17 protein-coding genes and 8 pseudogenes are annotated in these 23996 nt (G+C 66.8%); 15 read left to right on the top strand and 10 right to left on the bottom strand.

All coding sequences use genetic code 11. The features are described from left to right. Positions 1 to 208 precede the first annotated feature (208 nt). The 7 genes and pseudogenes from AC07CM_RS46320 to AC07CM_RS46290 form a co-directional block, all read left to right on the top strand. Entirely contained in the window at positions 209 to 1543 is a 1335-nt protein-coding gene (locus tag AC07CM_RS46320) for a hypothetical protein (protein WP_478882592.1), read from the top strand. A 10-nt stretch (positions 1544 to 1553) separates the two neighbouring features. After that, positions 1554 to 2108 carry a GNAT family N-acetyltransferase gene (locus AC07CM_RS46315; RefSeq protein WP_478882591.1) on the top strand — a complete coding sequence of 185 codons (555 nt, stop codon included), beginning with the start codon at positions 1554 to 1556 and terminating at the stop codon, positions 2106 to 2108. Between the two features lie 408 nt (positions 2109 to 2516). Beyond that, on the top strand, positions 2517 to 2699 hold the full coding sequence (locus AC07CM_RS46310) for a hypothetical protein (RefSeq protein ID WP_478882590.1): 183 nt from the start codon (positions 2517 to 2519) through the stop codon (positions 2697 to 2699). A 124-nt stretch (positions 2700 to 2823) separates the two neighbouring features. Continuing rightward, positions 2824 to 3237, top strand: coding sequence for a globin family protein (locus tag AC07CM_RS46305; protein WP_478882589.1), 414 nt, complete (start codon positions 2824 to 2826; stop codon positions 3235 to 3237). Between the two features lie 90 nt (positions 3238 to 3327). After that, on the top strand, positions 3328 to 4434 hold the full coding sequence (locus tag AC07CM_RS46300; RefSeq protein ID WP_478882588.1) for a globin domain-containing protein: 1107 nt from the start codon (positions 3328 to 3330) through the stop codon (positions 4432 to 4434). A gap of 73 nt (positions 4435 to 4507) precedes the next feature. After that, a complete protein-coding gene (locus AC07CM_RS46295; RefSeq protein ID WP_478882587.1) occupies positions 4508 to 5005 on the top strand; it encodes a DivIVA domain-containing protein in 498 nt (165 codons plus the stop codon). A gap of 147 nt (positions 5006 to 5152) precedes the next feature. Beyond that, positions 5153 to 5551: pseudogene (locus tag AC07CM_RS46290) on the top strand (transposase); the annotation flags it as partial. Between the two features lie 17 nt (positions 5552 to 5568). Here the strand turns inward: AC07CM_RS46290 and AC07CM_RS46285 are convergent. Both AC07CM_RS46285 and AC07CM_RS46280 read right to left on the bottom strand, forming a co-directional pair. Then, positions 5569 to 7161, bottom strand: a complete 1593-nt coding sequence (locus AC07CM_RS46285) for an ABC transporter substrate-binding protein (protein ID WP_478882601.1) — start codon at positions 7159 to 7161, stop codon at positions 5569 to 5571. 432 nt (positions 7162 to 7593) lie between these two features. Next, a pseudogene (locus tag AC07CM_RS46280) lies at positions 7594 to 8325 on the bottom strand (transposase family protein). An 86-nt stretch (positions 8326 to 8411) separates the two neighbouring features. Here AC07CM_RS46280 and AC07CM_RS46275 point away from each other — a divergent pair. Beyond that, positions 8412 to 8746 (top strand): annotated as a pseudogene (locus AC07CM_RS46275) (helix-turn-helix domain-containing protein); the annotation flags it as partial. A gap of 233 nt (positions 8747 to 8979) precedes the next feature. Here the strand turns inward: AC07CM_RS46275 and AC07CM_RS46270 are convergent. Both AC07CM_RS46270 and AC07CM_RS46265 read right to left on the bottom strand, forming a co-directional pair. After that, complete coding sequence (locus AC07CM_RS46270; RefSeq protein WP_478882586.1) at positions 8980 to 10506, bottom strand: sulfatase family protein; 1527 nt, start codon at positions 10504 to 10506, stop codon at positions 8980 to 8982. Positions 10507 to 11201: 695 nt separating this feature from the next. Beyond that, positions 11202 to 11357, bottom strand: a pseudogene (locus tag AC07CM_RS46265) (IS630 family transposase); the annotation flags it as partial. 390 nt (positions 11358 to 11747) lie between these two features. Between AC07CM_RS46265 and AC07CM_RS46260 the strand changes: the two are divergent. The 3 genes and pseudogenes from AC07CM_RS46260 to AC07CM_RS46250 all read left to right on the top strand — a co-directional run. Next, positions 11748 to 12188 (top strand): annotated as a pseudogene (locus AC07CM_RS46260) (DUF6283 family protein); the annotation flags it as partial. A 647-nt stretch (positions 12189 to 12835) separates the two neighbouring features. Continuing rightward, positions 12836 to 13462: a hypothetical protein gene (locus AC07CM_RS46255; protein ID WP_478882585.1), complete on the top strand. Its 627-nt coding sequence runs from the start codon at positions 12836 to 12838 to the stop codon at positions 13460 to 13462. Beyond that, complete coding sequence (locus AC07CM_RS46250; RefSeq protein ID WP_478882584.1) at positions 13438 to 13641, top strand: hypothetical protein; 204 nt, start codon at positions 13438 to 13440, stop codon at positions 13639 to 13641. The genes AC07CM_RS46255 and AC07CM_RS46250 overlap by 25 nt, the downstream gene beginning before the upstream one ends. Before the next feature lie 47 nt (positions 13642 to 13688). Here AC07CM_RS46250 and AC07CM_RS46245 read toward each other — a convergent pair whose 3' ends face one another. The 5 genes and pseudogenes from AC07CM_RS46245 to AC07CM_RS46225 form a co-directional block, all read right to left on the bottom strand. Beyond that, on the bottom strand, positions 13689 to 14168 hold the full coding sequence (locus AC07CM_RS46245; protein WP_478882583.1) for an ASCH domain-containing protein: 480 nt from the start codon (positions 14166 to 14168) through the stop codon (positions 13689 to 13691). Further along, positions 14165 to 16231: a GNAT family N-acetyltransferase gene (locus AC07CM_RS46240; RefSeq protein WP_478882582.1), complete on the bottom strand. Its 2067-nt coding sequence runs from the start codon at positions 16229 to 16231 to the stop codon at positions 14165 to 14167. The genes AC07CM_RS46245 and AC07CM_RS46240 overlap by 4 nt, the downstream gene beginning before the upstream one ends. A gap of 195 nt (positions 16232 to 16426) precedes the next feature. Beyond that, a complete protein-coding gene (locus tag AC07CM_RS46235) occupies positions 16427 to 17578 on the bottom strand; it encodes a tyrosine-type recombinase/integrase (protein ID WP_478882581.1) in 1152 nt (383 codons plus the stop codon). Then, entirely contained in the window at positions 17578 to 17790 is a 213-nt protein-coding gene (locus tag AC07CM_RS46230) for a helix-turn-helix domain-containing protein (protein ID WP_478882580.1), read from the bottom strand. Before AC07CM_RS46230 ends, AC07CM_RS46235 begins: the two co-directional genes overlap by 1 nt. Before the next feature lie 135 nt (positions 17791 to 17925). Next, positions 17926 to 18185, bottom strand: a pseudogene (locus AC07CM_RS46225) (helix-turn-helix domain-containing protein). Between the two features lie 482 nt (positions 18186 to 18667). Between AC07CM_RS46225 and AC07CM_RS46220 the strand changes: the two are divergent. From AC07CM_RS46220 to AC07CM_RS46205, 4 genes and pseudogenes are all read left to right on the top strand, one after another. Next, positions 18668 to 19509 (top strand): annotated as a pseudogene (locus tag AC07CM_RS46220) (helix-turn-helix domain-containing protein). Positions 19510 to 19522: 13 nt separating this feature from the next. Next, positions 19523 to 20213: pseudogene (locus AC07CM_RS46215) on the top strand (zinc finger domain-containing protein). Between the two features lie 801 nt (positions 20214 to 21014). Beyond that, the gene (locus AC07CM_RS46210; protein ID WP_478882579.1) at positions 21015 to 21554 is read left to right on the top strand and encodes a hypothetical protein; all 540 of its coding nucleotides are present in this window, start codon (positions 21015 to 21017) and stop codon (positions 21552 to 21554) included. Continuing rightward, positions 21551 to 23275, top strand: a complete 1725-nt coding sequence (locus AC07CM_RS46205; protein WP_478882578.1) for a relaxase/mobilization nuclease domain-containing protein — start codon at positions 21551 to 21553, stop codon at positions 23273 to 23275. Before AC07CM_RS46210 ends, AC07CM_RS46205 begins: the two co-directional genes overlap by 4 nt. Positions 23276 to 23456: 181 nt before the next feature. On the opposite strand, the gene AC07CM_RS46200 is transcribed toward AC07CM_RS46205, so the two are convergent. Continuing rightward, positions 23457 to 23900: a hypothetical protein gene (locus AC07CM_RS46200; protein ID WP_478882577.1), complete on the bottom strand. Its 444-nt coding sequence runs from the start codon at positions 23898 to 23900 to the stop codon at positions 23457 to 23459. Between the last annotated feature and the right edge of the window lie 96 nt (positions 23901 to 23996).

Below are 23996 nucleotides of genomic sequence, written 5' to 3'. Positions count from 1 at the left end.
GCGGTTACGAGCGTTGCAACGGATGTGCAGACAGCTCTACCCCCAGATCGCCCTCGGTGTTTGGTGCAATGTTGTCGGTTCTCCTCCAACATCCCTCGGACACCCCTCGGAACTGCTACGTACCGTCTCTATGGGGCAACTTGATGAGGAGAGCGTTCTACCGTCGAGGCAGTGACATGCCAGGGCGGACGAATGAGAGGCGAGCGCCGTGTTGTTCTTCCGGTACATCCTCGAGGCACGCGGTGTACGAACGCCCGAGGACGTTCTTCCGCTCTACAGGGAAGCGGCCAAGAGGCTCGGCGTAGGGAAAGACGTGGAGCCGGCTTCAAAGACCGTCGAGGGATGGTTCTACGACGGTAGGAGGCCACAGCGGGCCTTCCGACCGGTTCTCGTCGAAATGCTGGACTACAGCATCGGCGACCTGTGGACCGAGGTCCCCGAGAGCACTACACCGAACTTCACTCCGCTGACCGGCGCGTCACCAACTGCACTCCACGCCGACGCCGGCGTGGACCTCACCGAGATGAAAAGGACGGGCGCGATGGCTGTGCAGCGTGCAAAGGACTTCCTTCTGGGCATGGACCGCGAGGTGTTGGGCGACGACACGCTCGGCCTCCTCGACGACGAAGTGGGGCGCCTTGCCGCCGCGTATCCGCGTGAACCCTTGTCGGCGATCTGGCCCGACCTGCTCGAGACCCAGGAACAGTGCTTCCGCCTCCTCGAGGGCGGCAGAGTCCGGCAGCTGTCGCACTTGCGTGACCTGAACGTCAAGGCGGCCGTGCTGTCGTTCCTCGTCGCCAAGGGCTTCAACGATATGGAGTCCCCGTACCAGGCCATGACCATGACCCGCGTTGCCGCCTCCTGCGCCCGGACGGCCGAACACGCTGGGCTCATCGCCCTCACCGACGGGCTCAAGTCGTTGATCGCCTATTGGGCAGAGAAGCCGGAGGACGCCTACCACTACGCGAGCCAGGGAGCCGCGACAGCCGCCAACTTGCGCGGAACCGTTGGGCTGTGGCTGCTCGGCCTCCAGGCCCGCGCCGCTGCGGTTCTGGGGGACGAGGAGACGGTGCGTGCCGCCAACCAGGAGGCGACCGACCGGCGTGAGCGCGTCATCCCCGATGACTTGGACCAGCTCGGTGGGCTGTTCACGTACGCCCCAGAAAAGCAGCTCTATTACGTGGTGGAGTCCGAGGCACTCCTCGGCCATGGAGACGCTCCGCTCGCGGCACAGGCGGAAGAAGCCGTGCGGGGGTTCAGCGACCCAAGCGCTCCGAACTGGGCGTTCGGAGACCTTGCTGGATCGCAGTGCGACCTGGCGCTGATCCGCCTCTTCAGCGGCGACGTAGATGGCGCTGCGGTGGCGATTCGTCCTGTGCTGGACTTGCCGACCTCGCACCGAAACAACGGCATCGTTGTCTCGGCGCAGCGCATACGGCAGGTGCTAATGCGTAGCCCCGCGCGTACAGCGGTCGTCGCCCGCGACCTCCGTGCCGAGATCGAGGCCTTCCCGGTCAGCCGGCCGGCCTTGCCCCGCGGGTAGAGTCCCGAACATGCACCCGGTCACGCGCTCCAGCCCACGGCTCGCACTCCGCGAACTCGGCATCGACGACGTCGACGCGGTGCTCGCCATCTACGGCAGCCCCGAGGCCACGGAGCACCTGTCATTCGAGCCCCGTACACGCGAGGAGGTCGGCGAGATCGTGGCCCGGTCCATCGCATCGGCCTCAGCGAAGCCACGCAGTGAGTATGCGCTCGCCGTAGTCGAGCGGGAAACGAACGAACTGATCGGGTTCGGCCGACTCGCGATAGATCCGCACCAGCCGCGCGCGGCCACATTCGGCTTCGCGCTGCGCCCGGACGCTTGCGGCGTCGGCTATGGCCTCGAGACCGTTCGCCTTCTCCTAGGGTTCGGCTTCGACGACCTTGGCCTGCATCGCATCTGGGGCGCACGCTCCCCACTCAACGAGGCGTCAGCGAAGACGATGACGGCGGCGGGCATGGTCCAGGAAGGCACCATCCGTAGCCACATCTGGAAAGCAGGCCGATGGCGTGACTCGGTCGTGCACGCGATGGTCGAGGACGAATGGAGAGCTGTGTGTCGCTGACTTCCAGCCGCCCGGACCGAGTCTCGCAAGGCCCCAACGTGCTGTTCTGCTACGGCACGCTTCAGTTCGAGGCCGTCCTCAAGGCACTGCTGGGCCGGATACCCGAGCGGGACCAACGCCTCCGCACCCGGGTACCGTGCGGCCGCACTCGAGGGCCGGGTCTATCCGGGCCTCCGTCCCCCGCGCCACCAGCGGCTCAGCGCCTGGCGTGGTCCTCCTGGGCCTCAGCAAGGAGGAATGGCGCATCCCCGGCGCGTTCGAGGATGACCGGTACGAGCTGCGGGAAGTCGCCCCGACCAACGGCCAGACGGAATGGGCGTACGCCTGGCCAGGGGTAGACGTACGCTCCGACGACGGGAACGCCGCTGAATCAGTTGGGGGAGTTCTCGGCGAGATAGCAACTACCGGGTGCTGCACCGCACGCGGATGCAGTCCATGCCGCTTGCCTGGCAGACGCGCGTGGTCGCCTGCCTTCAAGAACTGGGCGACACCAACAGCCACATCGAACTGCTGGACACGTTTGACGTCGAAGCGACCACCGGGCGCATCGTCAACGAGATGACCGACGCCGAAGTCACGCCAGTCCCGTGACCCGCAACTTCAAAATGAAACGAACTCAACGGCGAAGACGCAACGGATCGGTTCCATTCCGGACACGACTTGTTCTCTGAACCGATCTTGTTCGGCCCGGGCGCTCTGGCTAGTGTCGGCCGTCGTGACGGCAGACCTCTCACTCATCAGGAGCAGCTTCGCGGCTGTTCAGCCCCACGGCACGCAGGTGACCGCGTATTTTTACGACCACTTGTTCGCCCATCACCCCGACGTGCGCCCCCTGTTCGCCGCTCACCTCGACGAGCAGCGCGACCGCCTGTGGGCCGCTCTGGGCGCTCTGGTTTCCAACCTGGAGAACACCGACACTCTGATAGGCATGCTGCAGAACCTGGGGCGGCGCCATGCGGGATACGGCGCGCTGGCCGAGCACTACCCGGCCGTGGGGGCCAGCCTGATCGCCGCCTTGCGCCACTACACGGGAGATGCGTGGACACCGGCCGTCGAAGAGTCCTGGACGGCGGTCTACAGCGTGATCAGCAACACCATGGTCGCGGCCGGCGATGCGGCCTCCGTTTGACGCAGCCGGCAGCGGCTCCTCGCGACGAGCTGCCGACCAGCTCCCGGTGGTTTGGAAGTCACCCCTGATGTCTGCCACCGGAGAGTTGACATGAGCGATTCCCAGGCGCTGAGAGATTCCTTCGCCCTGGTCGCCAAGTCGGGAGACGAGGTACCGCGGTACTTCTACTCCTACCTGTTCCTCATCGCGCCGGAGGTCCGGCCGATGTTCCCGGTGGCCATGGGGGCGCAGCGCGATCGGCTCGTCGCCGCACTAGGCCAGATCGTCGCGGGCGTGGATGATCCCGACCAGCTCGTTCCCTACCTCCAGCAACTGGGCCGCGACCACCGCAAGTTCCAGGTGGTGGCGCAGCACTACGAGGCGGTGGGACAAGCGCTGCTGGCCACGCTGGCCTACTTCCTGGCCGAGGCCTGGACCCCGGAACTGCAGCGCGGCTGGACCGAGGCCTACACCCTCGTGGCGCGCACCATGGTTCAGGCCGCCGAGGCCGACAGCGTCGTGAATCCGGCATGGTGGAATGCCGAGCTGGTACGGCATGAGCAACGCGGGTTTGACATCGCCGTCCTCACGCTACGCCCGGACCAGCCCATGGCGTACCTCGCCGGGCAATCCGTGATGGTGGAAGCCCCAATGCTGCCCAGTACCTGGCGGCCCTTCACCCCGGCAAACGCAGCCCGCGCCGACGGAACCATCGAGTTCCACGTACGCGCCGTCGACGGCGGCCTGGTCAGCCCGGCCCTGGTCTACGGACTGCGACAAGGCGACGTACTACGCCTCGGAGCTCCAGTCGGCCGCAGGCTCACACTCCAGCCGTCCGACGGCCGCGATCTGGTGCTGATCGCCGGAGGCACAGGCCTAGCCCCGCTACGCGCCCTGGTCGAAGAGATCGCCTGGCACGGTTCTCAGCGCCGGGTGGACCTGTTCGTCGGAGCACGCGACGCGCACAGCCTGTACGACATGCACGCGCTGAGGCAACTGGCACAGGCCCACCCGTGGCTCCGAATCACGCCGCTGGTCGGCGCCCACGCCGGCACCTTCGACAACCGCAGCCTTGCCGGCCCGGTCCTGCACGCCGCCACATGGCGTGGATGCTCCTTCTACGTCTGCGGCTCGCCGACCATGGTCTCCGCGACAGTGCGCGATCTGGCGAACGCAGGAATTTCACAGGACCTGCTGCACTTCGAAGACGCTCGGTGATCGGAGAAACGTGAACGAGACAGGAGCACACCATCCGGAGGGGCACCAGATGACGCCCGAGACACTACGGTCGATGACCTTGCCCCGCGCTCCCCTGACCCGCCGCGGCTACAGCGAACAGGCCGTGCACGACGCCCTACGCAGCTGCGAAGCGGCTCTGACTGCACTGACGGAGGAGAACAACCGGCTGCGTACGGACATGCAACGCCACCGCGACTGGATCCGCGCGAACAACATCGGCGATGGCAGTGGCCCCACGGGGGTGCCTACCGTGGACGCTGTACTGCAGCAGGCACGCGCCCAGCAGTCCGCCGAGCAGACCGTCACCGCAGCCCGCGAACAGGCCCGCACCATGGTGCGGGCCGCACGCGCACAGGCCGAGGCGATCCTGCAGCAGATGCGGGAACAAGACAACCAGGCATCCGACAGCGACCAGGAAGAGACCGAAAAACTCATTTCCTACCTGCGGCAGGTCGCACAGTCCCTGACCGTCACTGCGGACCAGTACGCCACCAAACACGCCCACACGCCCTCCCTGCCGGCCACTACCGCCACCTCACACAGCGCCTGACCGGCAGGCCCAGACCGATGCCTGTGCCTTTGGTCCTCGGAGTGAGGCCGGGCCACTCGGGACGTGCCCGCCGCCTTACCGAAGACGGTGACCGGCGCGGGCGCGGTCACTGTGGCTGCTCAACGTTGCGCCTTCCGAAGACCTCACCCGCCCCGGTCAGCAACCTTGGACCGCCCTAGCGACCTCGGTCCGCTGCCCGACGACATCACCGTGCACCTGGACGCCGGCTACGACTCGGACAAGACCCATGCCCTGCTCCACGAACGCGGCCTGCATGGACGCATCGCACACAAAGGCGAGAACGCGCCCATCCAGGCCAGTCAGCGCTGGCACGTGAAGCGCACTCACGCCTGGCAGAACGCCCTTCACCACCTCGCCCGCCGCTACGAGCGGTCCGGCACCGTCATCGACGCGTTCTTGGATCTCGCCGACCCATTCATCACCGTGCGTAGCTTGATTCGGCGAGCATGGACGACTCACCGCTGGGCCGAACGCCCGAAACCGCCGACCATGACCACACGCCTGTCCGCGCGGCCTCTGAGTTGACACACCCGATCGGCCGGTCAGTTGCTCAGGCCGCTGCTGAGCTCCCACAGTTGCAGTGTGGAGGACGAGTTCATGGCGTACGCGCTGCCGGTGATGTCGTCGTGGGTGACGACGTACTCGTTGCCCTGCCACAGTGGGAGGATCGGTACGTCGTCGGCGACGATGTTCTGGATGGCGGTGAGGCTTTTAGTCGCGTTGCCGCGGTCGGCCTGGCGCCGGGACTCCGGGATCAGGGTGTTGATGATCTGGGAGTTGGAGTAGGGCGACTTGAGGAAGTTGTCCTTGTCGAGGAATGGCGCCAGGTAGTTGTCGGCGTCGGGGAAGTCCGGGAGCCAGCCCATGCCGTAGACGTCGTACTGGCCCTTGCGCTCGGCCGGGCTGTACGTCGCCCAGGGCGTTCCCTTGATGCTGACGTCGAACAGGCCGCTGTCGTTGAGCTGCTGCTTGAGGACCTCGAACTCCTTGGCGGTGGCCGGGCCGTAGTGGTCGGTGGTGTAGTGCAGCGTCAGCTTCACCGGAGTGGTGATGTTCGCCTTGGTCAGCAGCGTGCGGGCCTTGGCCACACTGGGGTCGCCGTACTTGTCGAAGAACGGGTTGGAGTGGCCCGTGATGGTGGCCGGGACGAGCGAGTACAGCGCGTCGGCCTGGTCGCCGTACACCTTGGAGACGAGAGCGCTGCGGTCGATGAGCTGTGCCATGGCCTGACGGACGGACCTGCTCTTCACCGTCGGGGCACCGGTGTTGAAGCCCAGGTAGCGGATCTCAAGGCCTGGCGTTTCGACCAGGTTCACATTGCTGCCGCTGTTGTTCTGCAGCTTGCGAATCTGGTTCGGCGACATCGTGCGCGTCATTACGCTGATGTCGCCCCTGTCGAAGGCGGAACCCATGGTGTCGGCGTCCTTGAAGGGCTCCAACTCCACCTCGTCATTCTTCGGCGTCAGCAAACCCATGTAGTTGGGATTCTTGACGAAGGTCGCCTTCACCATCTCATGGTTTTTTACTTCCGCCTGCAGCGTGTACGGCCCGGAACTGTCGATCGCGAATCCGTTCCGCAGCTTGCCCTTCTCGTAGTACCTGGGGTTGACGATGCCGGCGACCGGCGTCGACAGCTTGAACGGAAACGTGGCATCCGCCGTCTTGAGGTGGAAGATGACTTCATCGGCGCCCTGCGTCTCGACAAGGTCGATGGTAGACAGCAGAGCGAAGACACCACTGTCCGCCTTGAGACCGCGGGCCCGATCGATGGAGAACTTCACATCGGCCGCGGTCACCGGGTCGCCGTTGGAGAACTTCAAGTTCCTACGCAGCTTGCAAGCGTAGCGCTCGTTACCTGCGTCGGTGAAACCGCAACTCTCGGCGGCCTCCGGCTCGGGCTCGCCGCCGCCACGGGGCTGGACCATCAGCGTCTGCACAGTCTGGCGCAGCACGTTCCAGCTGCCCACGTCGTACGCATACGCCGGGTCGAGAGGGGCGGGAGTCTGCTTGGAGACGGTAATCCGGTCTGTCGTGCCCACGACGATGGCGTCACCGCTTCCGAAACCACTGCAGGCAGCGAGGATGGGGCTAAACAGACCAGCGATCGCCGGCAGTGCCAAGGTCTTACGATTCATGCCCGAGTTGCTCCAGAGCTGTTGAGCCCGCGTACCTGGCAAACATGGCTGGTGCGACGGGATAACGAGGAAGTGCCGGTATCGCGGCCCACGGCTACCTTTGAGGTTTTCGCTTCGGGGTGACGGTGGCTTTGCTGCTGGGTGTATGCCGGTAGGACGAGGTATGTGCGCTGAGAGGCGCTGCTTTGTCTTCTCGTGCAGCCGGGTCGGAGACTCCGAGTAATGGTCAAGGCGGCCATGGATGACGGAGCCCCTCGAAGCGATATCCCCGACGGGTTGCGGACTGTCGCTGCCGGCGCGGCATGCACCAGGACGCCGGGAAGACGGACCTGGCAGAGACTCAGGCCAGCGCTGCCTCTGTTGGGGACCAGCTGATGCGCTGAAGGGTGCAGAAGGGCGTTGCCAAGTTGTGTGGCGGATGACTGAGCTTCTTCAGCGGTGCCGCTCCAGGGTGAGGATGGCGTTGGCGATTGACGTCATGCGGTTCGGGTTGCAACGGGCGTGACGGAAAGATCTGCCCGGTCTTCAGGCCGGCGACATCGCGCTCGACCGGAGCGCGGGTGCGGGCCAACGCTCGGTTGACGGTCTGCTCGGTGGGAGTGAGTTCCTGCAGGGGCCTGCGTTTGATGCGGGCGGTCAGCCACGGGCCAGCACGTTGGTAGGCGAGATCGGCCAGGATGGGCATGCCCAGGCGCCCGCAGATCCGGGTGATCCGGTGGATGCGGGCGGCGGTCAGGTCGTGAGTGCAGCCCGGCAAGGCGAGCGAGAGCCACAGCAGCCGGCCGCCGAGGTCGGTGACGACCTGCACGTTCACGCCGTGGCGTCGGTGTTTGTGGGAGCAGTCGGTCCAACCGTCGCCGACCCGGTGGCACTCGGCGAGGGTGCCATCGAGCAGGACGAAGTCGGGCTGGTGCTCGTGCAGCGTCTATAGCAGGCCCGGTGCACGTTCGGCGAGCAGGTCGACGACCGCTGGTCTAGGCGTGGGCGGTGGACTCGCTGATCCCGAACCCGGTGGCGATCTTCGCGCAGGTACATCCAGTGCCGCCATCGCGCGCTGAGAGCCCGGAGCTTGCAGCGCCGGTCGCCTTCACGAGTGACAATCACCATGGTGGCCCACTCCACGAGTGCATGCGGCAAATCGAGTGCGGCAGGATGGACAACCAACGAGGCCCCTGAGCAGCGTGATTGAGACATCAGACATCTCGATCAACAGCCCGGGGGCCTCGCTCGTTGCGCTTCAGGGCCCTGCTATGCGGATGGGGGGGCTCACGGCGAAGGGCCGTCAGCGCCGCGAGGGGGTGCGGTTGGAGGCCGCCAGGCTGTTTGCCGAGGGGGTCAGGCCTTCTGAGGTGGCCGGCCGGTTACGGATCAGTGCGAAGTCGGCCTACCAGTGGCGGAAGATCTGGCGGGCCGGTGGGGCCGGGCACTGGCGTCGCGCGGACCGGCCGGGCAGCGGTACAAGCTTTCGCAGCGGTGCCTGGAGAAGCTGGCCTCCTACCTGGAGGAGGGGCCGGCCGCGCACGGCTGGGACCAGGACCGGGTCTGGACCGGTGCGCGGGTGGCGACGCTGATCGGCAGGAAGTTCCCTCTCCCTCGACCTCCCACCACCATCACCCTGAAGCACCAAGTCAGTAACGACAGATCTGCTGATCAAGGGAGAGACGCCAGATGAGCCAGACCGTCGAGCAGAATCCTCCGCTGGCACGTTATCGATCTTCCGGTTGCACGTCGTTCGTCGTCGACGGCCTCGGCCGAACGGAAGGTGGAAGAGGGGACAGGGAAGATCCCTGTCCCCTCCGAATCACCGACGAGGGCACGCTACTGCGGAGGATTCTCTTCCGCGTTACGCAACGCCTGGCCGGAGGCGTTCTTCAGGTTGGCGACCCAGGTATCGAGCCGCTGTCTGAGCGTCGGGCTCGCGCTGCTGTAGGAGTTGTTGAGTTGGTCAGGGTCCACGGACAGGTCGTACAGCTCATGCTCGCCCGTGTCGTAGGCGACGTAGTTCAACGGTCCGTGTGTGCCGAGCGTGTTGGGCTTGGCTCTGAGTCCGACGTAGACGGGGGCTCCCCCGGAAGCCAGCGCCTGCGCATCGCCGGGATCCTGGGGTTCCAACAGGTTGTTCTGGGTGTTCGTGTTCAGAGTGCTGGGGCCGGCGTGCTCGTTCAGGAAGCCCAGACGCCACGGCGACGGGGTGACTCCCTTCAGGAACGGTACGAGTGACCGGCCGTCGACGAAGCTGGGGGGCGTCACCCCGGCCAGTTCGGCGAAGGTCGGCGCGAAATCGACATTGAGTGTGAAGTTGTTGACGGTCGCTCCAGCCGGAACGCCCGGCCCACGGATGACAAGCGGAACGTTGAGGTCTTCTTCGTAGGCCGTGTTCTTGCCGGAGTTCAGCCGGTGCTGCCCCTGGTGGAAACCGTTGTCGGAGGTGAAGACGATGTAGGTGTTGTCGAGGACGCCCTGTGCCCGCAGGGTGTCGATCGTGTTCTGGACAAGGTCGGTGACCGACCGGAGTGACTCCCTGCGCTTCTCGTACAGGGCGTCGATGTTGTCTATCTGGGCCTGGGTGAGCTTGGCCTTGTTCTTTATCCAGGCTGGCTTGTCGCTCACGTCGTCCTCGTTGAACGACGGAGTCCGCGGAGCCTTGGCGCCGGCGTAGATGCCGTCGTAACGGGGCGGCGGAGTCGCCGGCCCGTGGGGAATGTACGGAGTGACGTAGGTGAAGAAGGGCTTGTTCGGATAATTGGTGGTCGTATTTTTAATGAAGGTGGTCAACTTGTTCGAGATGACGTCGACCCCGTAGTCCGACGGCGCACTGCCGTAATGGACGGTCGTGCCGTTGTCATTGACGTCGTAGTTGTACTCGGAGTAAGGGCTTCCGCCGTTGGGGCTGAACCAACGGGTCCAGCCTGGCGGGATGTACGTGCTGCTGGGTGCCCCGTTGGGGTAGCCGTTCAGGTACTTGCCGAAAAGAGCGGTCCGGTACCCGGCGTTCTGGAGCCAGGTTGCGATCGTAGAATTTTCCAGCCCTTTGTTGTACACGGTCTGGAATCCACCGCCGGTTGCGGCGTCATTCGTGTAGATTCCCGTGTTGTGGGCGAACTGCCCTCGCAGCGTCGACGTTCGGGACGGGCAGCAGAGCGAAAGCTCGACGAACTGCTTGTTGAATTTGGTCCCCTGACTGGTCAGGAGCGACTGGAGCCCGGCGTCCTTGGCAAAGACGTCTTCGTTGAGATCGTCCGCCAGAATGAACACGATGTTGGGCGGTTGTGTCGTCGCAGCCAACGTCGGCGAGTCCTTGAACACCGAACCCACGTAGACGGCGCCCGCGAGCAGGGCGAGCACTAGGATCCATGAGATCCTTGATATTCGGCGGTGTGCCATGCGCGGTCTCATACTTACACCCTCTCTTCCTGTGCTTTCCAAAATCCATCGATATGTATCCTCGCAGTATTTCCCGGCACATCACCTCCTTTGTCGACCCCAGGGAAGCCGCCAGTTTCGTCGCCTCTCTGTTTCCAGTCGATAGACAAACGGCGACTGCTCGTGGCCATATGTCGATGTAACCTATCGTTACCGATGCTGCAACTGCCGTCGCAGCATCAACCGGAGAGAGGAAGCAGGTAAAAGATTTAGCCGAGGTATGAAAATCCCCGTCATGGTGGTGGGTGAATCGGCGGCCGAAGAATGGGAATCACCCGGATACGCGAAGACAGCTCCGCAGGGGTGAAGTCGTCACCGACGGGTGCCGCTGGAAGTCAACGTGACACCGCTTCGTCAACGCAGCTCGCCTGTACATATCGAGACCGACTCGACTGAAAGGCGAATTACCTGTGAAGAAGGAGAGTGGATCAACGCGCCACGAGCGGATCCACTGCTATCCAAACTCAGATCATGAAAGGCGTACAGATAGCACTTGCCTGCCGCCTCAAGTCGACGTGCAGACAAGCCGTCAAGTACTCGCCCGGATGCATGATCAAGAAAATAGCTCCATGGCTGTTGCATGTCAACACCCGCTCGTATGTTACTGACTTGGTGCTTCAGGGTGATGGTGGTGGGAGGTCGAGGGAGAGTCCGGTCCCGACGAGGAAGCCGTCGAGGACGTCGGGGCGGTACTGCAGTCGTTTGAGTCGGATGCGCACGAGTGTGGCGAGGCGGTCGAGAGCGACGCTGGAGAGGTTGGCGAGGCTGCGTTTGAAGGGCTGCAAGAAGCCCTGTCGAGTCAACCGCAGCGCGGTGCCCGCCCCACCCGGGGCCGCACCCACGCGGCAGCCACCACGCCGGATCCTTCCGGACGCAGGCCTCTGCTCGGCAAAACCCCACCACCCGGTACCAGGCCAACCCCGAATGAGACCCGACCCGCGAACGAGCGGCACAAGGCCCACGTCGGAGCGGCCGGCTGTATGGACAACGCGCCACCCAGGCGCGCCGGCTCCGTACAGACATCGGGTGGACATCGCCTCATTACGTGATGACTCTTAGGAGCGGAGCTTGTCGGTGACCATCACCGTCGGCACCCGGCGCTGCTTCCTCATCAACTTGGCCATAAACCGCATGGCTGACTTGGTGTCGCGCCCGCTCCGCGTCGGTGCACCAGCTGCCCTTACCGCCGTGATGTGCCGTCGGGGATCTGGGCTCGCCAGGAGTACGAGACGCTGCGCGTCTACGACGCGGCAACCGGCGACCAGCCCACGCGCGTCTTTCAGCGCCACCAGACGGACCGAGACAGCCAGTCGCGCCGGGTGTGCGCCGGGGTGGGCCGGGTGCCACGACGGGGAGCACTACTGGCCGTGAGGATGGCTCAGGCCTCCCGGCATATCGACGACACCACCTACCGGGCCGTGGTCACCCATAGGTCACCCGTGCCGCTGTTCGCCTCCGGCGGCGAAGCCACCGACCACGGCCTGGCGGACATCGAGTACCCGGGCGAGGAAGCCGACCGATTGATGGCCAAAATCTCCCGCACACGCGAAGACCTTCCCAAGCTGAGAGCGCGAGTTCGATTCTCGTCACCCGCTCCGACATGAACCCCCTGGTCGTAGATCTGGGGGTTGCGTGTTGTCTAGACCATTTCGGGGGTCGCGTGCCCTCCGCGTGCCCTAAGTGCAGGTCAACCCCTCCCTTCCGGGCTGTGCAGGCGCAGGTCGGGCCGACAGGACGCTCGACCGTCTCGAATGGCGAGACGCATTTTCGGTGACCTGCATCACGGACTGAGCAAATGACGGGCAAGTCGCCTGCGCAAATCCGCAGTTCGCAGCGGGTGCGCACGCCGCCGCATGCACCCGGCTAGGTTCCGGGAGGGGACGGCCGTTTCTCACCACCCCCGTGGGCCCTGCTGACTCTTCGGAGCCGCGTTGTCAGTGGTGCTCTTTAGGCTTCTTGTTGTCACCGACGACAGGAGGCCGAGCATGGCCGCGTTCAAGCCCGATAGACGGGCCATCGAGAGGATGCAGAAGGAGATTGCGAAGGAATTCGCGCGCGCGGCCCGTAAGCATCCGGTCCGTGTTCCGGTCCAGGTCGACGCCCCGGAAGTACCCTCGGCATCGTGGGCCCAGGCCAGCATCGAGAAGGACCCTCACCTCTCACGCCTGCTCGTGTGGCTTGACGACCTGGCCACCCTTCAGCCAGGCGTGCCGCTGACGTCGCGATGTTCGTCGACTCGGAAGAGCTTCCCGTGGCCGAGGCCAAGACCATGGCGCTGCAGCTGGAACGACACGGGCTCGTTCAGATCTCACGGGATTTCTCAGGCCGCGACACCCAGGTCTTCCTCGCAGACGATGGCTTGCTGGCGGCTGGAGAGTTGAGGGCGCTGCGAGCCGACTCGGTCGCACGCTTCATCCATGCCTGCGACGCCTTGCTGCACTGGCTGTTCGAGACGGGTCGTGGCCGAAATCTCGTTGAGGTCATGGCCTTCGTGGAGGCGCCGGGTTCGTACTTCGCGGGCGACTCCCTGTCCGTGGACGAGATCCTGGGCGCACTGGAGCACCTCGCCCAGCGGAGGCTCGTAAGCCGCGCGGCGGAGGATCCGAGCGCCACAGCTTCGATCAAAGCCCAAGTGACTGACTCGGGAACCGACTGCGTACTGTCCGGAGGAACCGTGAGCGACTACTTGAGCCGCCAGCAGCGCGCAGGCGACACCTACACCTTCAACAACTCCTCCGGCATCGTCGCTGCTCCCAGCAAAGCGTGGTGCAGAACAACACCACCGGCTTCGATGCCTCTGCGCTCGCTGAATTCGCCTCCTTGGTGCGGCAGTTCGCACCGACGCTCGGCGCCATGCCGGATCAACAGGATGCTCTGATCCAGGACGTCGAGGTGCTGGAGGAAGCCACATCTGCCGAACAGGCAGAGCCCGGACGGATCAGGGCCGCCTATCTGCGCGTGCAGGAGGCTCTCGGCGCGATCACAACCACGACAGCCGGCCTCACCATGCTGGCGCAGCAGGGACAGTCTGCATACCAAGCCGTGTTCGGAAGCTGACCGGCGCCCTGACCCGGGTGATCAATCGCTCGGCGCCTTGGGCCCGTCTACGCGTCCACCGCGTCCGGTAGCACCTTCCGAAGCGCGCTGCCCACGGCAGGCCCGGCCTCTGCGACCTGCCGCAGGTCAGCGCTCTTCAAGTAGCGGTAGCTCTGTGGAGGGTGGAAGGACCCGGCGGCACGCAGCGCGCTGAGCGTCACTGGTTCGTCGAAGGACACCGGGTCCTCCAGGGTCAGACCGCTCGCTTGACGAGCGCCGTCCATGTAGGCGTAGTACTCGCGCCGAGTGATCCCTGTCTGGGCACCACGCTCCGCCCAGACCTCTCTGGGCGAGGCCACGTGGACCGACGCGATACGCGCCATGCCCACCAGGGCCATGGTGGGCGAGGTCGCGTAGAGCAGAACTGGCGTTCCGGGAGGCGCGGCAACGCGCTGGCGGCGGACCTCCACCGTCTTGCTGCCGGCCAGGATCGCGGTGGCGAAGCGCGGGTGGACGGACAGCAGCATCGCGCGTTCCGGATCGTTCACGTCTTTCGGTGCCCCTCTTGGTAGACCGCCTGGAACAGCTCGTTGCTGATCTTCGACAGGGAGATCAGCAAGTTCGACGACCAAGGTAGTCCCAGCTCCCTGGCCAGCGAGGTCAATCGCTTCAGCGTCACCGGCCGGGGGAAGATCTCGGTGTCCGAGAACCTCAGCGCCATAGCGCGGCCGGAGGCATCAGCGACTTCCTGAACCTCGGCCCGACCATATACGCCCAGGTGTTCGAATTTCGAGAACAAGGCGTCTGGTGTGTCGACAACCACCTCGTCGAGCCGCGAACTGCCCACCACCATCTGCCCTTCCACCGATGACTTGCCATCGCTGACGTACCAGAGCAGCCGAGCGGGAACGCTTTCCCCGCGGCGCCCGGAAGAGCGGTAATAGACGTGTTCCCGGCTGATGCCCAGCACGTCACTGCGTGGAACGAGCATGGCGGGGACATTGAACAGCTCGGTCGACCAGCGGGGCTTGATCGGCACTAGGAACGACGGCAGCTCGGAGTCGATGACTTTCGCCGGCCACCACGCCCTCTCCACTACGGCAGCCACCTCGGCCGACATCCCGTCTCGGAGCGTGGCCGTCTCCACCGTCAGTTCGCGAGCGAGTCCACCAGCCACCGCCTCGACCTCGGCGGCGGTCCCGCACACGTCCACCAAGAGGGCGACAAGTCGGCCGTCGTGTTCGAAGAACCCGTCATCTCCCGCAGCAGCCTTTGCCACCTCGGAGGGGTGTGGATCGCTGATGCGGATGATCTCAGCACCGCAATCCCGCCCAAGCCGCTTGAGTAGGAAGAGCAGTTGCCTGGCCAGGGTCTCCTCCAGCCGATGCTCGGCTGTGCGAAGAACGGGCACCACCAGGGTTCGCCCGTCCAGGGCCCACGCGTACAGGGCGACGGGGTGGCCCTCCCCGTCCCGCAGCAGCTCGCGATGCCATGCAACCGTTCCCCCGTTCAGAGAGCGCAGCCGCTCGGCGAAGGACGCCCCGTCGTCGTGGCCCGACTGGTGGAAGAACGCGACCAGTTCGGCCTCCGCTCCTGGCGCCACCTCACTGGACCTGAACTCCGTGCCCATCAGATCGGCGGGGCGGTACACCTGGGCCTGCCGCAACTCGTCCACGTGGAGAGTCACCGTGGCCGGTGCCACGACACGAACCCGGGCGACCTCCCAGGCCACGTCAGCCAGGCGAGTGAGCAACGGATCTCGCGTCGCAAGGACCTGCAGTCCAGCGCACGATGTCTCGGCTATGTACTGAAGGCAGCTCTGCAGTTCGGCCCCGACGGGAAGATCCGGCAATGCCTGCATGGCAGCGTGGAGCAGTTCGTGGCTCCTCTCCTCCACAGCAGCAGAACTGGGTGAAAGCTTGCGCAGACCAGTGAGCGCCGCCCGCTGGTGCTGTCGCTCCGCCGTGTCCGTGACATCCCGGAGCGCATGGAACAACTGCGGCGTGTAGGCAAGCTCGACCAGATCAGTCATCCAACCGGCTTCCAGCGCACGGGACTCCTCCGCGTCAGCCGTATCAGCGAGGCCGCGCAGATCGGCGAACACCCCATGGTCGACGGTCACGACCAAGAGCGCGTCGCTCTCCATCTCCGTGAACAGGTCTGGATGGCCAAGGTCCAGCCACCATCCGTCAAGAATCTCTTCGTCACGACCTCGCCCTCGGACCTCGCCATGCGGGACGAAGCCCAGGCTCCGCCACATCCCGCTGAGCTCATAGTCCCGCCGGCACTTGGCCTTGATCCCGAGTCGTTGTGGATACCGCTCCGTGATGCCCTCTACCAGCCGACGACCGATTCCCCGCCCGCGCTGCTCCTCCGCAACGCACAGATGAGCGAGGCGTATGTGAGCGCTCCTCTTCGGCAGTCCGAACAGCGCGTAGCCGATCACCTCCTCCGCTTCGACGGCGACCAGGAGACCACCGTCCTCGGCTGCTTTGCGATAGGCGGGCGGCGTGAGAAGCCCGAGCGTCTTGGTGTAGCGATCGCCCAGGCTTACAGCCTTGTCGATCAGCTCGTCCTGCGCGGGTAAGACCGACACCAACTTGATCGCCATTGCTTCCCCTCCCAGCTGGGCCAGTCGCTACCGACCGCGACTCCCCGTCACTTGTCTGCATGGGAAAGCTGATCTCAATCGTGGCGCTCGCTCAAGGGGGCACGAGGGGCGCACGGTACTGCAGGGACTATCACCGCACCACGTGCCTAGCCCGGCCGACAGAACCGTCGGCCGGGTCTGATGGGCGGAGGGAAGTCACGCCTGCGTGCCTCGCCGCTGCTCGGCGGCTGACTCGCGCAGCTGCTGGCGGACCTCAGTGTCGATGCCGCGCGCCAGCTTGCGCTGGTGCTTCGCCGTGGAGTGCTGATAGATCAGCTGGGCCCGCTCCGAGGACTGGCCGGCGCGGACCATGAGGTCCTTCAGCTTGGCGCCGGTGTCGGCGGCGAGGGTGTTGCCGGTGTGGCGGAGGTCGTAGAAGCGGAAGTTGTCCGGCATGCCGACCTTGGTGCGCGCCTTGCGCCATTTGCGGCCGAAGGTCGAGCGGCGGAAGGGGGCGCCCTTCTCGCCGACGAAGATCAGGCCGTCCCGTTCCTTCTCGGCAAACCACTGGAGGTGGCGGCGGAGCTCGGGGAGCAGGAAGTCGGGCAGGTACACGGTGCGTTTACCCGCGCGGGACTTGGGGTCGCCTGTGACTCGACGGCCGTTCGTCAGTTCCGGGGACGCCTGCGTGATCCGCAGGGAGCATTCGTCGAGATCGACACTGTGACGGCGTAGCTCGGCCAGTTCCTCCGGGCGGAGGGAGGCGAAGGCGCCGAGCAGGACCATCAGGCGCCACCGCGGGCCCATGGCGTCGGCGAGGTCGAAGACCTGCGCGATAGTGGCGGTGGGGCGCTCGTCGGCCTCCTCCTTGCCGGCGCCCTTGATACGGCACGGGTTGGTACGCAGAAGGTCGTCGTCGACCGCGGTCTGCAGGATGCCCTTCAACAGGCGGTACGACTTGGCCACCGTGGTCGGGCCGGTCGCCTTCAGGCGCTCGGCTCGCCAGGTGCGGACGGAGGGCGGGGTGATCTCGTCCAGGTCCTTGCCGCCGAACGTCGGCAGGATGTGCCCGCGCAGCAGACCTCCGTACCGGTCGACCGTGGTCGCGGCCAGGCCGCGCTCCTCCATCCAGCGCAGGGCGTACTTCTCGAAGTTGAGCGCGCCGGCGTCCGGGTTGTGCCAGGTGTTGCGCTCGATGTCGGCGCGGACGAGGTTGAGCCAGTCCTGGGCGTCGGACTTGGTCTCGAACGTCTCCGGTGCGGTGTACCGCTGGCCGTCGGGGCCGATGTAGCGGGCCTGCCACCGGCCCGAGGGGAGCTTGCGGACCGTGCCGAACTCGCGCCGCCGCTGCGGCTTGCGTCCCGCCATCAGGCCGCCTTCCCGTAGCGGGCACGGCTGCGGCGGACCGGCTCGACGGTGCGCGCCTCGACGTACTCGGCGACCGCGCTCTCGGGGATGCGCACCGGGCGGCCAAGCTTGACGTAGCGAATACGGTGCTCGGCGATGAGGCGGCGAACGAAGCGCTCACCCGTGCCGAGCAGTTCGCCGGCCTCGGCCACGGTCAGGAGGCGGTCAGCCATTCACAATCACCTCCTTGGCGGTGCACTGCGAGCGGAGTCGGGCAGGGGGTATTGCAGGTCGGCGCAAGGGCGATGCGTCCTTTACTCGGGGAAGCGGTTCGGGGCGGCAGCAGTCCGGGCCAGTGGCAGGCGGGCCTACGCGGCTCGAACCCCGTGGAGAAGTGTGCCAGGGGCGAGACCCGGAGGGCCCGGGCGAGGGCGACGAGGTCGTCGATGTCGCAGCGGCGTTGGGCGCGTTCGATGCGGGACAGCATCGTGTTGGTCATCGGACGGCCGAAAGCGGTGACGCGGGCGGCGAGCTCGCGCTGGGCGAGGCCGCGTTCGGTGCGGAGGATTTCGATGGTGCGGGCGGTCCGTATTCCGGCCGGACCGATTTCCAGGGATCGTGCTGCCATAGCTCCATTTGTAGCTCCGGATCGCCGGTTTGGTTAACCGGCGATCGTCGGCTATGTTGCGCCCGGCGCAGCGGCCGTGACCTACCTGCGGGCTGGGTTTTCGAGCATCCGGTCGGTGGTATCTTCGCCAGCCCGGAGACGTGCTCTGACTTGGGGTGTTGTGTTGTAGCTTGCCTTCGCAGCGGGAGTCAACGGTTCTCGATGTGATGCTTCTGGCTTCATCTGACGGAGCATTATTTCGGCAACCGCCGATTCGGGTTTATAGTTTTGGTCCCTCGCTCGCCGTAAGCGTTCGCCGTCAGCTGTCTGATTTCCCGGCGGAATGCTGGACTTGTGCGGCATGGGTGTGGCTGTCTTGGCCATACGACGCCACCAGCCCTCCCCCGCTCCTTCGGGCCGGGGCTGTGCGCCACCCCCTCCCTGTGCACCGCCCGCCAAGGGCCGCCCGCACCTCACCGTCCTCACCTAGGAGCCGCCGCCTCATGAGCCACGACGCCCGCGAATGGGTGTGGAACCACAGCCACAGCAAAGGCACCGCCCGCCTGGTCCTCGCTCTGATCGCCGACCGGTGCATCGACCGGCGCTGCATCGCGTACGCGTCCGTACCCACCCTCATGAAGCGCGCGAACGCCTCGCGCACCGCGGTGCGTGACGCACTGGCCAAGCTGATCGCCGGCGAGGAGCTGGTCCCGCTCCCCGAACGCAAAGGGCCACGGGGAGAGACGTACTACCACCTGCCGAGCGCTGCCCGGTTCCTCGCCGAACAGGCTGCCGAGGGGGATCAGGATCTGACCCTCCCGAGGGGTCAGAATCCGCCCCCCGGGGGACCGGAATCCGACCCTGCCGACGGCTTCGACGGGGGGCCGGAATCTGATCCCCCGGTACGGAATGTGACCCCCAGAGGGGTCGGATTCGGACCCTCAGGGGGTGCGGATTCCGACCCCAGAACAGAAGAGAACCGAAGGTGAACGGTAGTAACAGCAGCAGCTCTGCCCCGCTCATCCCAGCCACCGACTGGCAGATCGACGACGACGCCCGAGCCTGGCTGCAGGACCACGGCCACCTCGCCCGACTCGGCGAGCACGCCCTGCACGCCGCCGACGAGAAGTGGCGCACCTACCGGGCCACCTGGGATCCCCGCACCGCTGCAGCCTGGGCTGCCGACTGGCGCGCGTGGATCGCCCGGGAACACACCCCCACCGCCGGACGCCCCAACCTCTACGCCCTGCCCGGCGGCACGCCCACCCCGACCCCCGGCATGACGCGCTCCGAAGCGCACATGGCCGCCCTGCTCGCCGCCCTCGACGAACCCACCGGATCGTAAGGAGCAACCACCCCTGGAACGCAACGAAATCGCCGCCATCCTCGCCTACATCGGCCGCCTGGACCCCCGCACCATCCGCACCGGCACGGACGAGGCCCGTGACCAGATCGCCCAGTGGCAGGAACTGCTCGACGACGTGCCCTTCGCCACCGCCCACGGCTGGGACGTCCGCGAGGCGATACGGTCCCACGTCCTCGACTCTCCGTACCCGATCCTCCCGGTGGACGTCGCCCGCAAGTGGCGTGCCCACCGACGCGACCACCTCGACCGGCACACCGACCCCACACCAACTGCCGACCCGGACGATCCAGCCGCCTGGCGAACCGAACTGCTCCGATCCCGCAACGCTGTCGCCGCCGGTCTGGCCGCCCCCTCGACGCACCGGCAGATCACCAGCGGTGGCCGGTCCCGCGACATCGAGCAGCGCCTGCGCGAGATCGGATCGTGCATCCCGCCGGCCGTCCGCGCCGAGCTGGCCCGCTACCGTCCAACCCGCGCCGCACGCGAGGCCGCTGGCACCAGCGGCGTCCCCGATACGCTCAGCGTCCGATGCGAGTGGGTGCCACGCACCTGCCGGTGCCCCGTGCCGTCAACGGCGGACGAACCCTGACGGCACCGCCAGGGGCAACGCCGTACGTGCGACTCCCCACCCGTCGCGCAGCGATCTCGCCACCGCCCGGCTCGTCCGACAGCGCGCGACATGACGCAGCCCCGCCTCGCTCCTCTCGCAGCCGCGCCGTCCTACGACCGATCGGTCCCGGACGAGCCGTACGCGATCGGCGAGGCCATCCTGGCAACCGCGTCCCGGGACCGAGCCCGCGAAGAACGGGGACCGAACCTCGGTCCCCGACGCTCCCCGCGATCACGATCACCCCATGGCGGGGACCGTCGCACACGGGGACCGCATCGCGGAGACCGTGACAACGGCGCGCCGGGGATCGCGAGGGGACCAGCCCCCGAGGAAACCGCAGCTCAGAGGGCCTTTCGTGCCCGTCCCCGGAGCGTCCCCAGGGACGGTGACCGTCCCCGCACCAGCCCGTTCCAGTCCCCCTCGGGGACCGCAGCCGTGCAGAGAACGGGACGGTCCCCGTGACGACCTGTCAAGGGGACCGTCCCGTTGACGATGCGTCAGGGGGACCGTCCCCGATGAGCGTCGCGATCCCGGTCCCCAAGGGTTTGGGGACCGTGCACCGCAGCACTGTGAGGACCGGTGCTCTCTGCAGCCATAGTCCCGAGCTCGACAGCGCCGACCTCGATTGCCCCGGCCAGATCCCATCCCACAGCCGCCGAATTGCTCCGGCCACGGCCCTCGTCCGCCCTCGGTCGGCACCCCGGCGGCTCAGCTCCCCTTCCGAACACACCCTGGAGAACCACTCGTGCACGACCGACACCACGAACACACCAACCGGCAGGAGACTCCCATCGCCCCAGACAACCGCGCAGCAAGTTGGATGTTGGGACACTCCCCCGCAGGGGGCGCGTCCCAACCGGCCTCCGCCCCAGGGGTGGCGGAGGCCGGCGACCGGAGCCAGGGGGCACCGGTCGGAGAGGCTGCGACCGAGGGCGGACCGCAGCAGGGTGAGCACGGGCGGCCCACCGCGCCGTCACCGGGCAAGCCGCGAGCCCGCTCCCGCAAGCCGAGACAACGACCGGCCGTCAGCGTTCGGCTCAGCGACAGTGAAAGAGCCCTCGTCGAGGCCGGCGCGCAGGCCGCGAGCCTCACGCTGGCCGGGTTCCTGGCCCAGTCCGGCCTCGCCGCCGCCCGCGACCTGACCGGCGTCACCGCCGCGATCGCCGACAACCGCCATGTCCTCCAGGAGCTGTTCGCTGCCCGCCGCGCCCTCACCCAGTACGGCAACCTGCTCAACCAGGCCGTAGCAGCCCTCAACTCCGACGCGGACGTGCGGTACCTGAACGACGTCATCGACCGGGTGTCCACCACACGCGACCGCGTCGACGAGGCCGTACAGCGGTTCATCGCCCTGATCGACCCGAGCAGCCCTCAGCCCCGGCCGGCCGGCGGCCAGTACGGCGAGGCCGCGTGATCCCGAAGATCCACAAACAAGGCAGCAACACCTACGGTCTGCTCGACTACCTCTACGGCAAGGGCACAAAGGAAGAGCACGTCGATCCGCACCTGGTCGCCTCCTACGACGGCACCGCGCCCGATCCGGGACGCGACGACAATGCCACCCTCACCACGCTGCAGCAGATCCTCGACCAGCCGCTCCACCTCCTGGACGACGACCAGCGCCCGCCCCTCCATGTCTGGCACTGCTCGGTACGCGCCGCGCCCGGCGACCGCATCCTGTCCGACGCCGACTGGGCCGACATCGCCTGCCGCATGGTCGCCGCGACCGGCATCGATCCCGGCGCCGGAGCCGGCTGCCGCTGGGCCGCCGTCCGTCACACCGACGACCACATCCACATCATCGCCACCCTCGTCCGCGAGGACGGCCGCCGCCCCAACCACCATCGCTCCGGCAAACGCGCCCAGGACGAAGCCCGCAGCATCGAGATCGACTACGACCTGCACCGCGTCGCCGTCGGCGACAGCACCGCCGCCAAGAGGCCGACGAGCGCGGAGCGCCACAAAGCCGAACGCGAGGGCAGGGACCGACCGGCGCGCGAGGAACTGCGGGAGACCGTACGCCGGGCAGTGGCGGGTGCGACGATCGAGGAGGAGTTCTTCGACCGGCTGGCCGCAGCTGGCCTGCTGATCCGCAAGCGCGTTGCCCCCTCCGGTGACCTGCTCGGCTACAAGGTCGCCCTCCCCGACGACCGCAACCGGGAGAAGGAGCCCGTCTTCTACGCAGGCTCCACGCTGGCACCCGACCTGTCCCTGCCCCGCATCCGGGAACGCTGGGCCAGCGGCACCTCCTACCAGAGCACCGAGACGTCCCATGACCAAAGGGACCAAGCCCCGGCATCGAGCGGCCCGGCGATGGCTCGCCGGCGGGCTGCCTCGGCCGTGTGGCAGACGCTGCTGGTTGTCGATGGGGGCGGGGACGCCCAGGTGGCCGCGCAGATCGCCGCGGCCGGTGAGGTCCTCGACGCGCTCGCCAAGACCTCCGCGGCCCACACCCGCGTCGAACTGCGCGAAGCGGCCTTCGCCTTCGAGCGGGCCACCCGCTCCCACATCCAGGCCGAACGCGGGCACGACCGGGCCCTGCGCCAGGCCGCTCGCGACCTCGTCCACAGCGGCCCCGCTCTCGGGCGCGGGGAAGACGGCGCCACCACCGCCATGGTCATCGACACGCTGTTCTTCCTCGTCACCGCTGCCGCCCACTGGCACGCCAAGCAGCACCACGCCCAGCAGGCCGCCGCCGCCCGCCAGGCCGCCGAGCACCTGCGCACCGCCTACCGGGCCGCCGCCGACATCCCGTTGGGCGCGCTGTATCTGCGGGGCCAGCATCTGTCCCAGCCTCTGCGTCAGAAGCAGGCTGCCTACCTCCAGAAGGCAGTGCCGGAGCTGGCGGAACAGGCTCTGGACGAGCCGGGCTGGTTCGCACTGGCCGCCACGCTCGCCGACGCCGAGGCCGCCGGACACGACCCGGTCGGCCTCCTGTCCGAAGCGGCTGGACGGCGGGAGCTTGCGACCGCGGACTCGGTCTCCGAGGTGCTGATGTGGCGGCTGCGCCGCATGGCAGACCTGCCCGCCGACGCCACCGCGATGCCTCAACACGCCACCACCGCGACGCCGAGCGGCGGTCGCACCGCGTGGCCCTCGGCGAGCCGAGGCGATCAATCCCGCAGGGCGCGATGAACACAGCCTGTTCCGTCTCGGAACACCAAGGCCGTTCCAAGACGGAACAGAAGCTGCGAGGCGTTTCCTGAGTGAACAGAGGCTACGGCCTCTCAAGACGGGGCGTGGAGCGTCGTGGGGGTACTCGGCGGTCCGCCAGCTGACGGCAGGCATGAGCAAGGATGCGCCGAGGGCGTCGATGTCAGCTTCGGGGTTTCGGTTCCGGTGCCTCACTGTGATAACGGGCCAAGGTGTAGGCACCCGGACCTGAGAGGGGCAGCGCGCCGGCTTCGTTGATGATCTCCAGTACCTCGAAGCCTGCGAAGCGCGCGTACAGCTCCAGTTCGCGCGGCCCGAGAACACGCCGCCGGATGGTGTCTCGGTACTCCTCGCCCGAGTCGAACGCCCAGTGCCGGCACATGGTGTTGACCTGCGTCCGCAGATCCCACTCGTAGGTGATCGTCACGGTGGCAGCCCCGAGGCGGGTCTCGACGTGGGCCCGTTGAGGGCTCGGAGACTCGATCGGGGCCACCGGAGAGCACAGGACGAGGAGGGTGCCTGGGTGGGCGTGCGCGGCGAAGGTCTGGAACGTTGCCTGGACGTCGGCGTTGTCGTGCACGTAGGCGAGCGAGTTGCCCAGGCACACGAGCCTGGGTTCGACAGAATTCCCGTCACCTAGAGTCACAAGATGCGGTCTGACCAGGGGGGATGCGCTAGGTCATGGAGAGGGGGCGTGTCTCTA

It is taken from the genome of Streptomyces sp. NPDC044061 (assembly GCF_056434305.1).
Note: the sequence above shows the minus strand (reverse complement) of the source record. Positions and strands in the feature narration are given on the sequence as shown.

Coding starts and splice junctions, on each gene's coding strand:
- AC07CM_RS46235 (WP_478882581.1), bottom strand. CDS start 17,578: ATGGCGGGACGCAAGCCGCAGCGGCGGCGCGAGTTCGGCACGGTCCGC.
- AC07CM_RS46295 (WP_478882587.1), top strand. CDS start 4,508: ATGACCTTGCCCCGCGCTCCCCTGACCCGCCGCGGCTACAGCGAACAG.
- AC07CM_RS46250 (WP_478882584.1), top strand. CDS start 13,438: ATGCCGGATCAACAGGATGCTCTGATCCAGGACGTCGAGGTGCTGGAG.
- AC07CM_RS46230 (WP_478882580.1), bottom strand. CDS start 17,790: ATGGCTGACCGCCTCCTGACCGTGGCCGAGGCCGGCGAACTGCTCGGC.
- AC07CM_RS46315 (WP_478882591.1), top strand. CDS start 1,554: ATGCACCCGGTCACGCGCTCCAGCCCACGGCTCGCACTCCGCGAACTC.
- AC07CM_RS46240 (WP_478882582.1), bottom strand. CDS start 16,231: ATGGCGATCAAGTTGGTGTCGGTCTTACCCGCGCAGGACGAGCTGATC.
- AC07CM_RS46285 (WP_478882601.1), bottom strand. CDS start 7,161: ATGAATCGTAAGACCTTGGCACTGCCGGCGATCGCTGGTCTGTTTAGC.
- AC07CM_RS46300 (WP_478882588.1), top strand. CDS start 3,328: ATGAGCGATTCCCAGGCGCTGAGAGATTCCTTCGCCCTGGTCGCCAAG.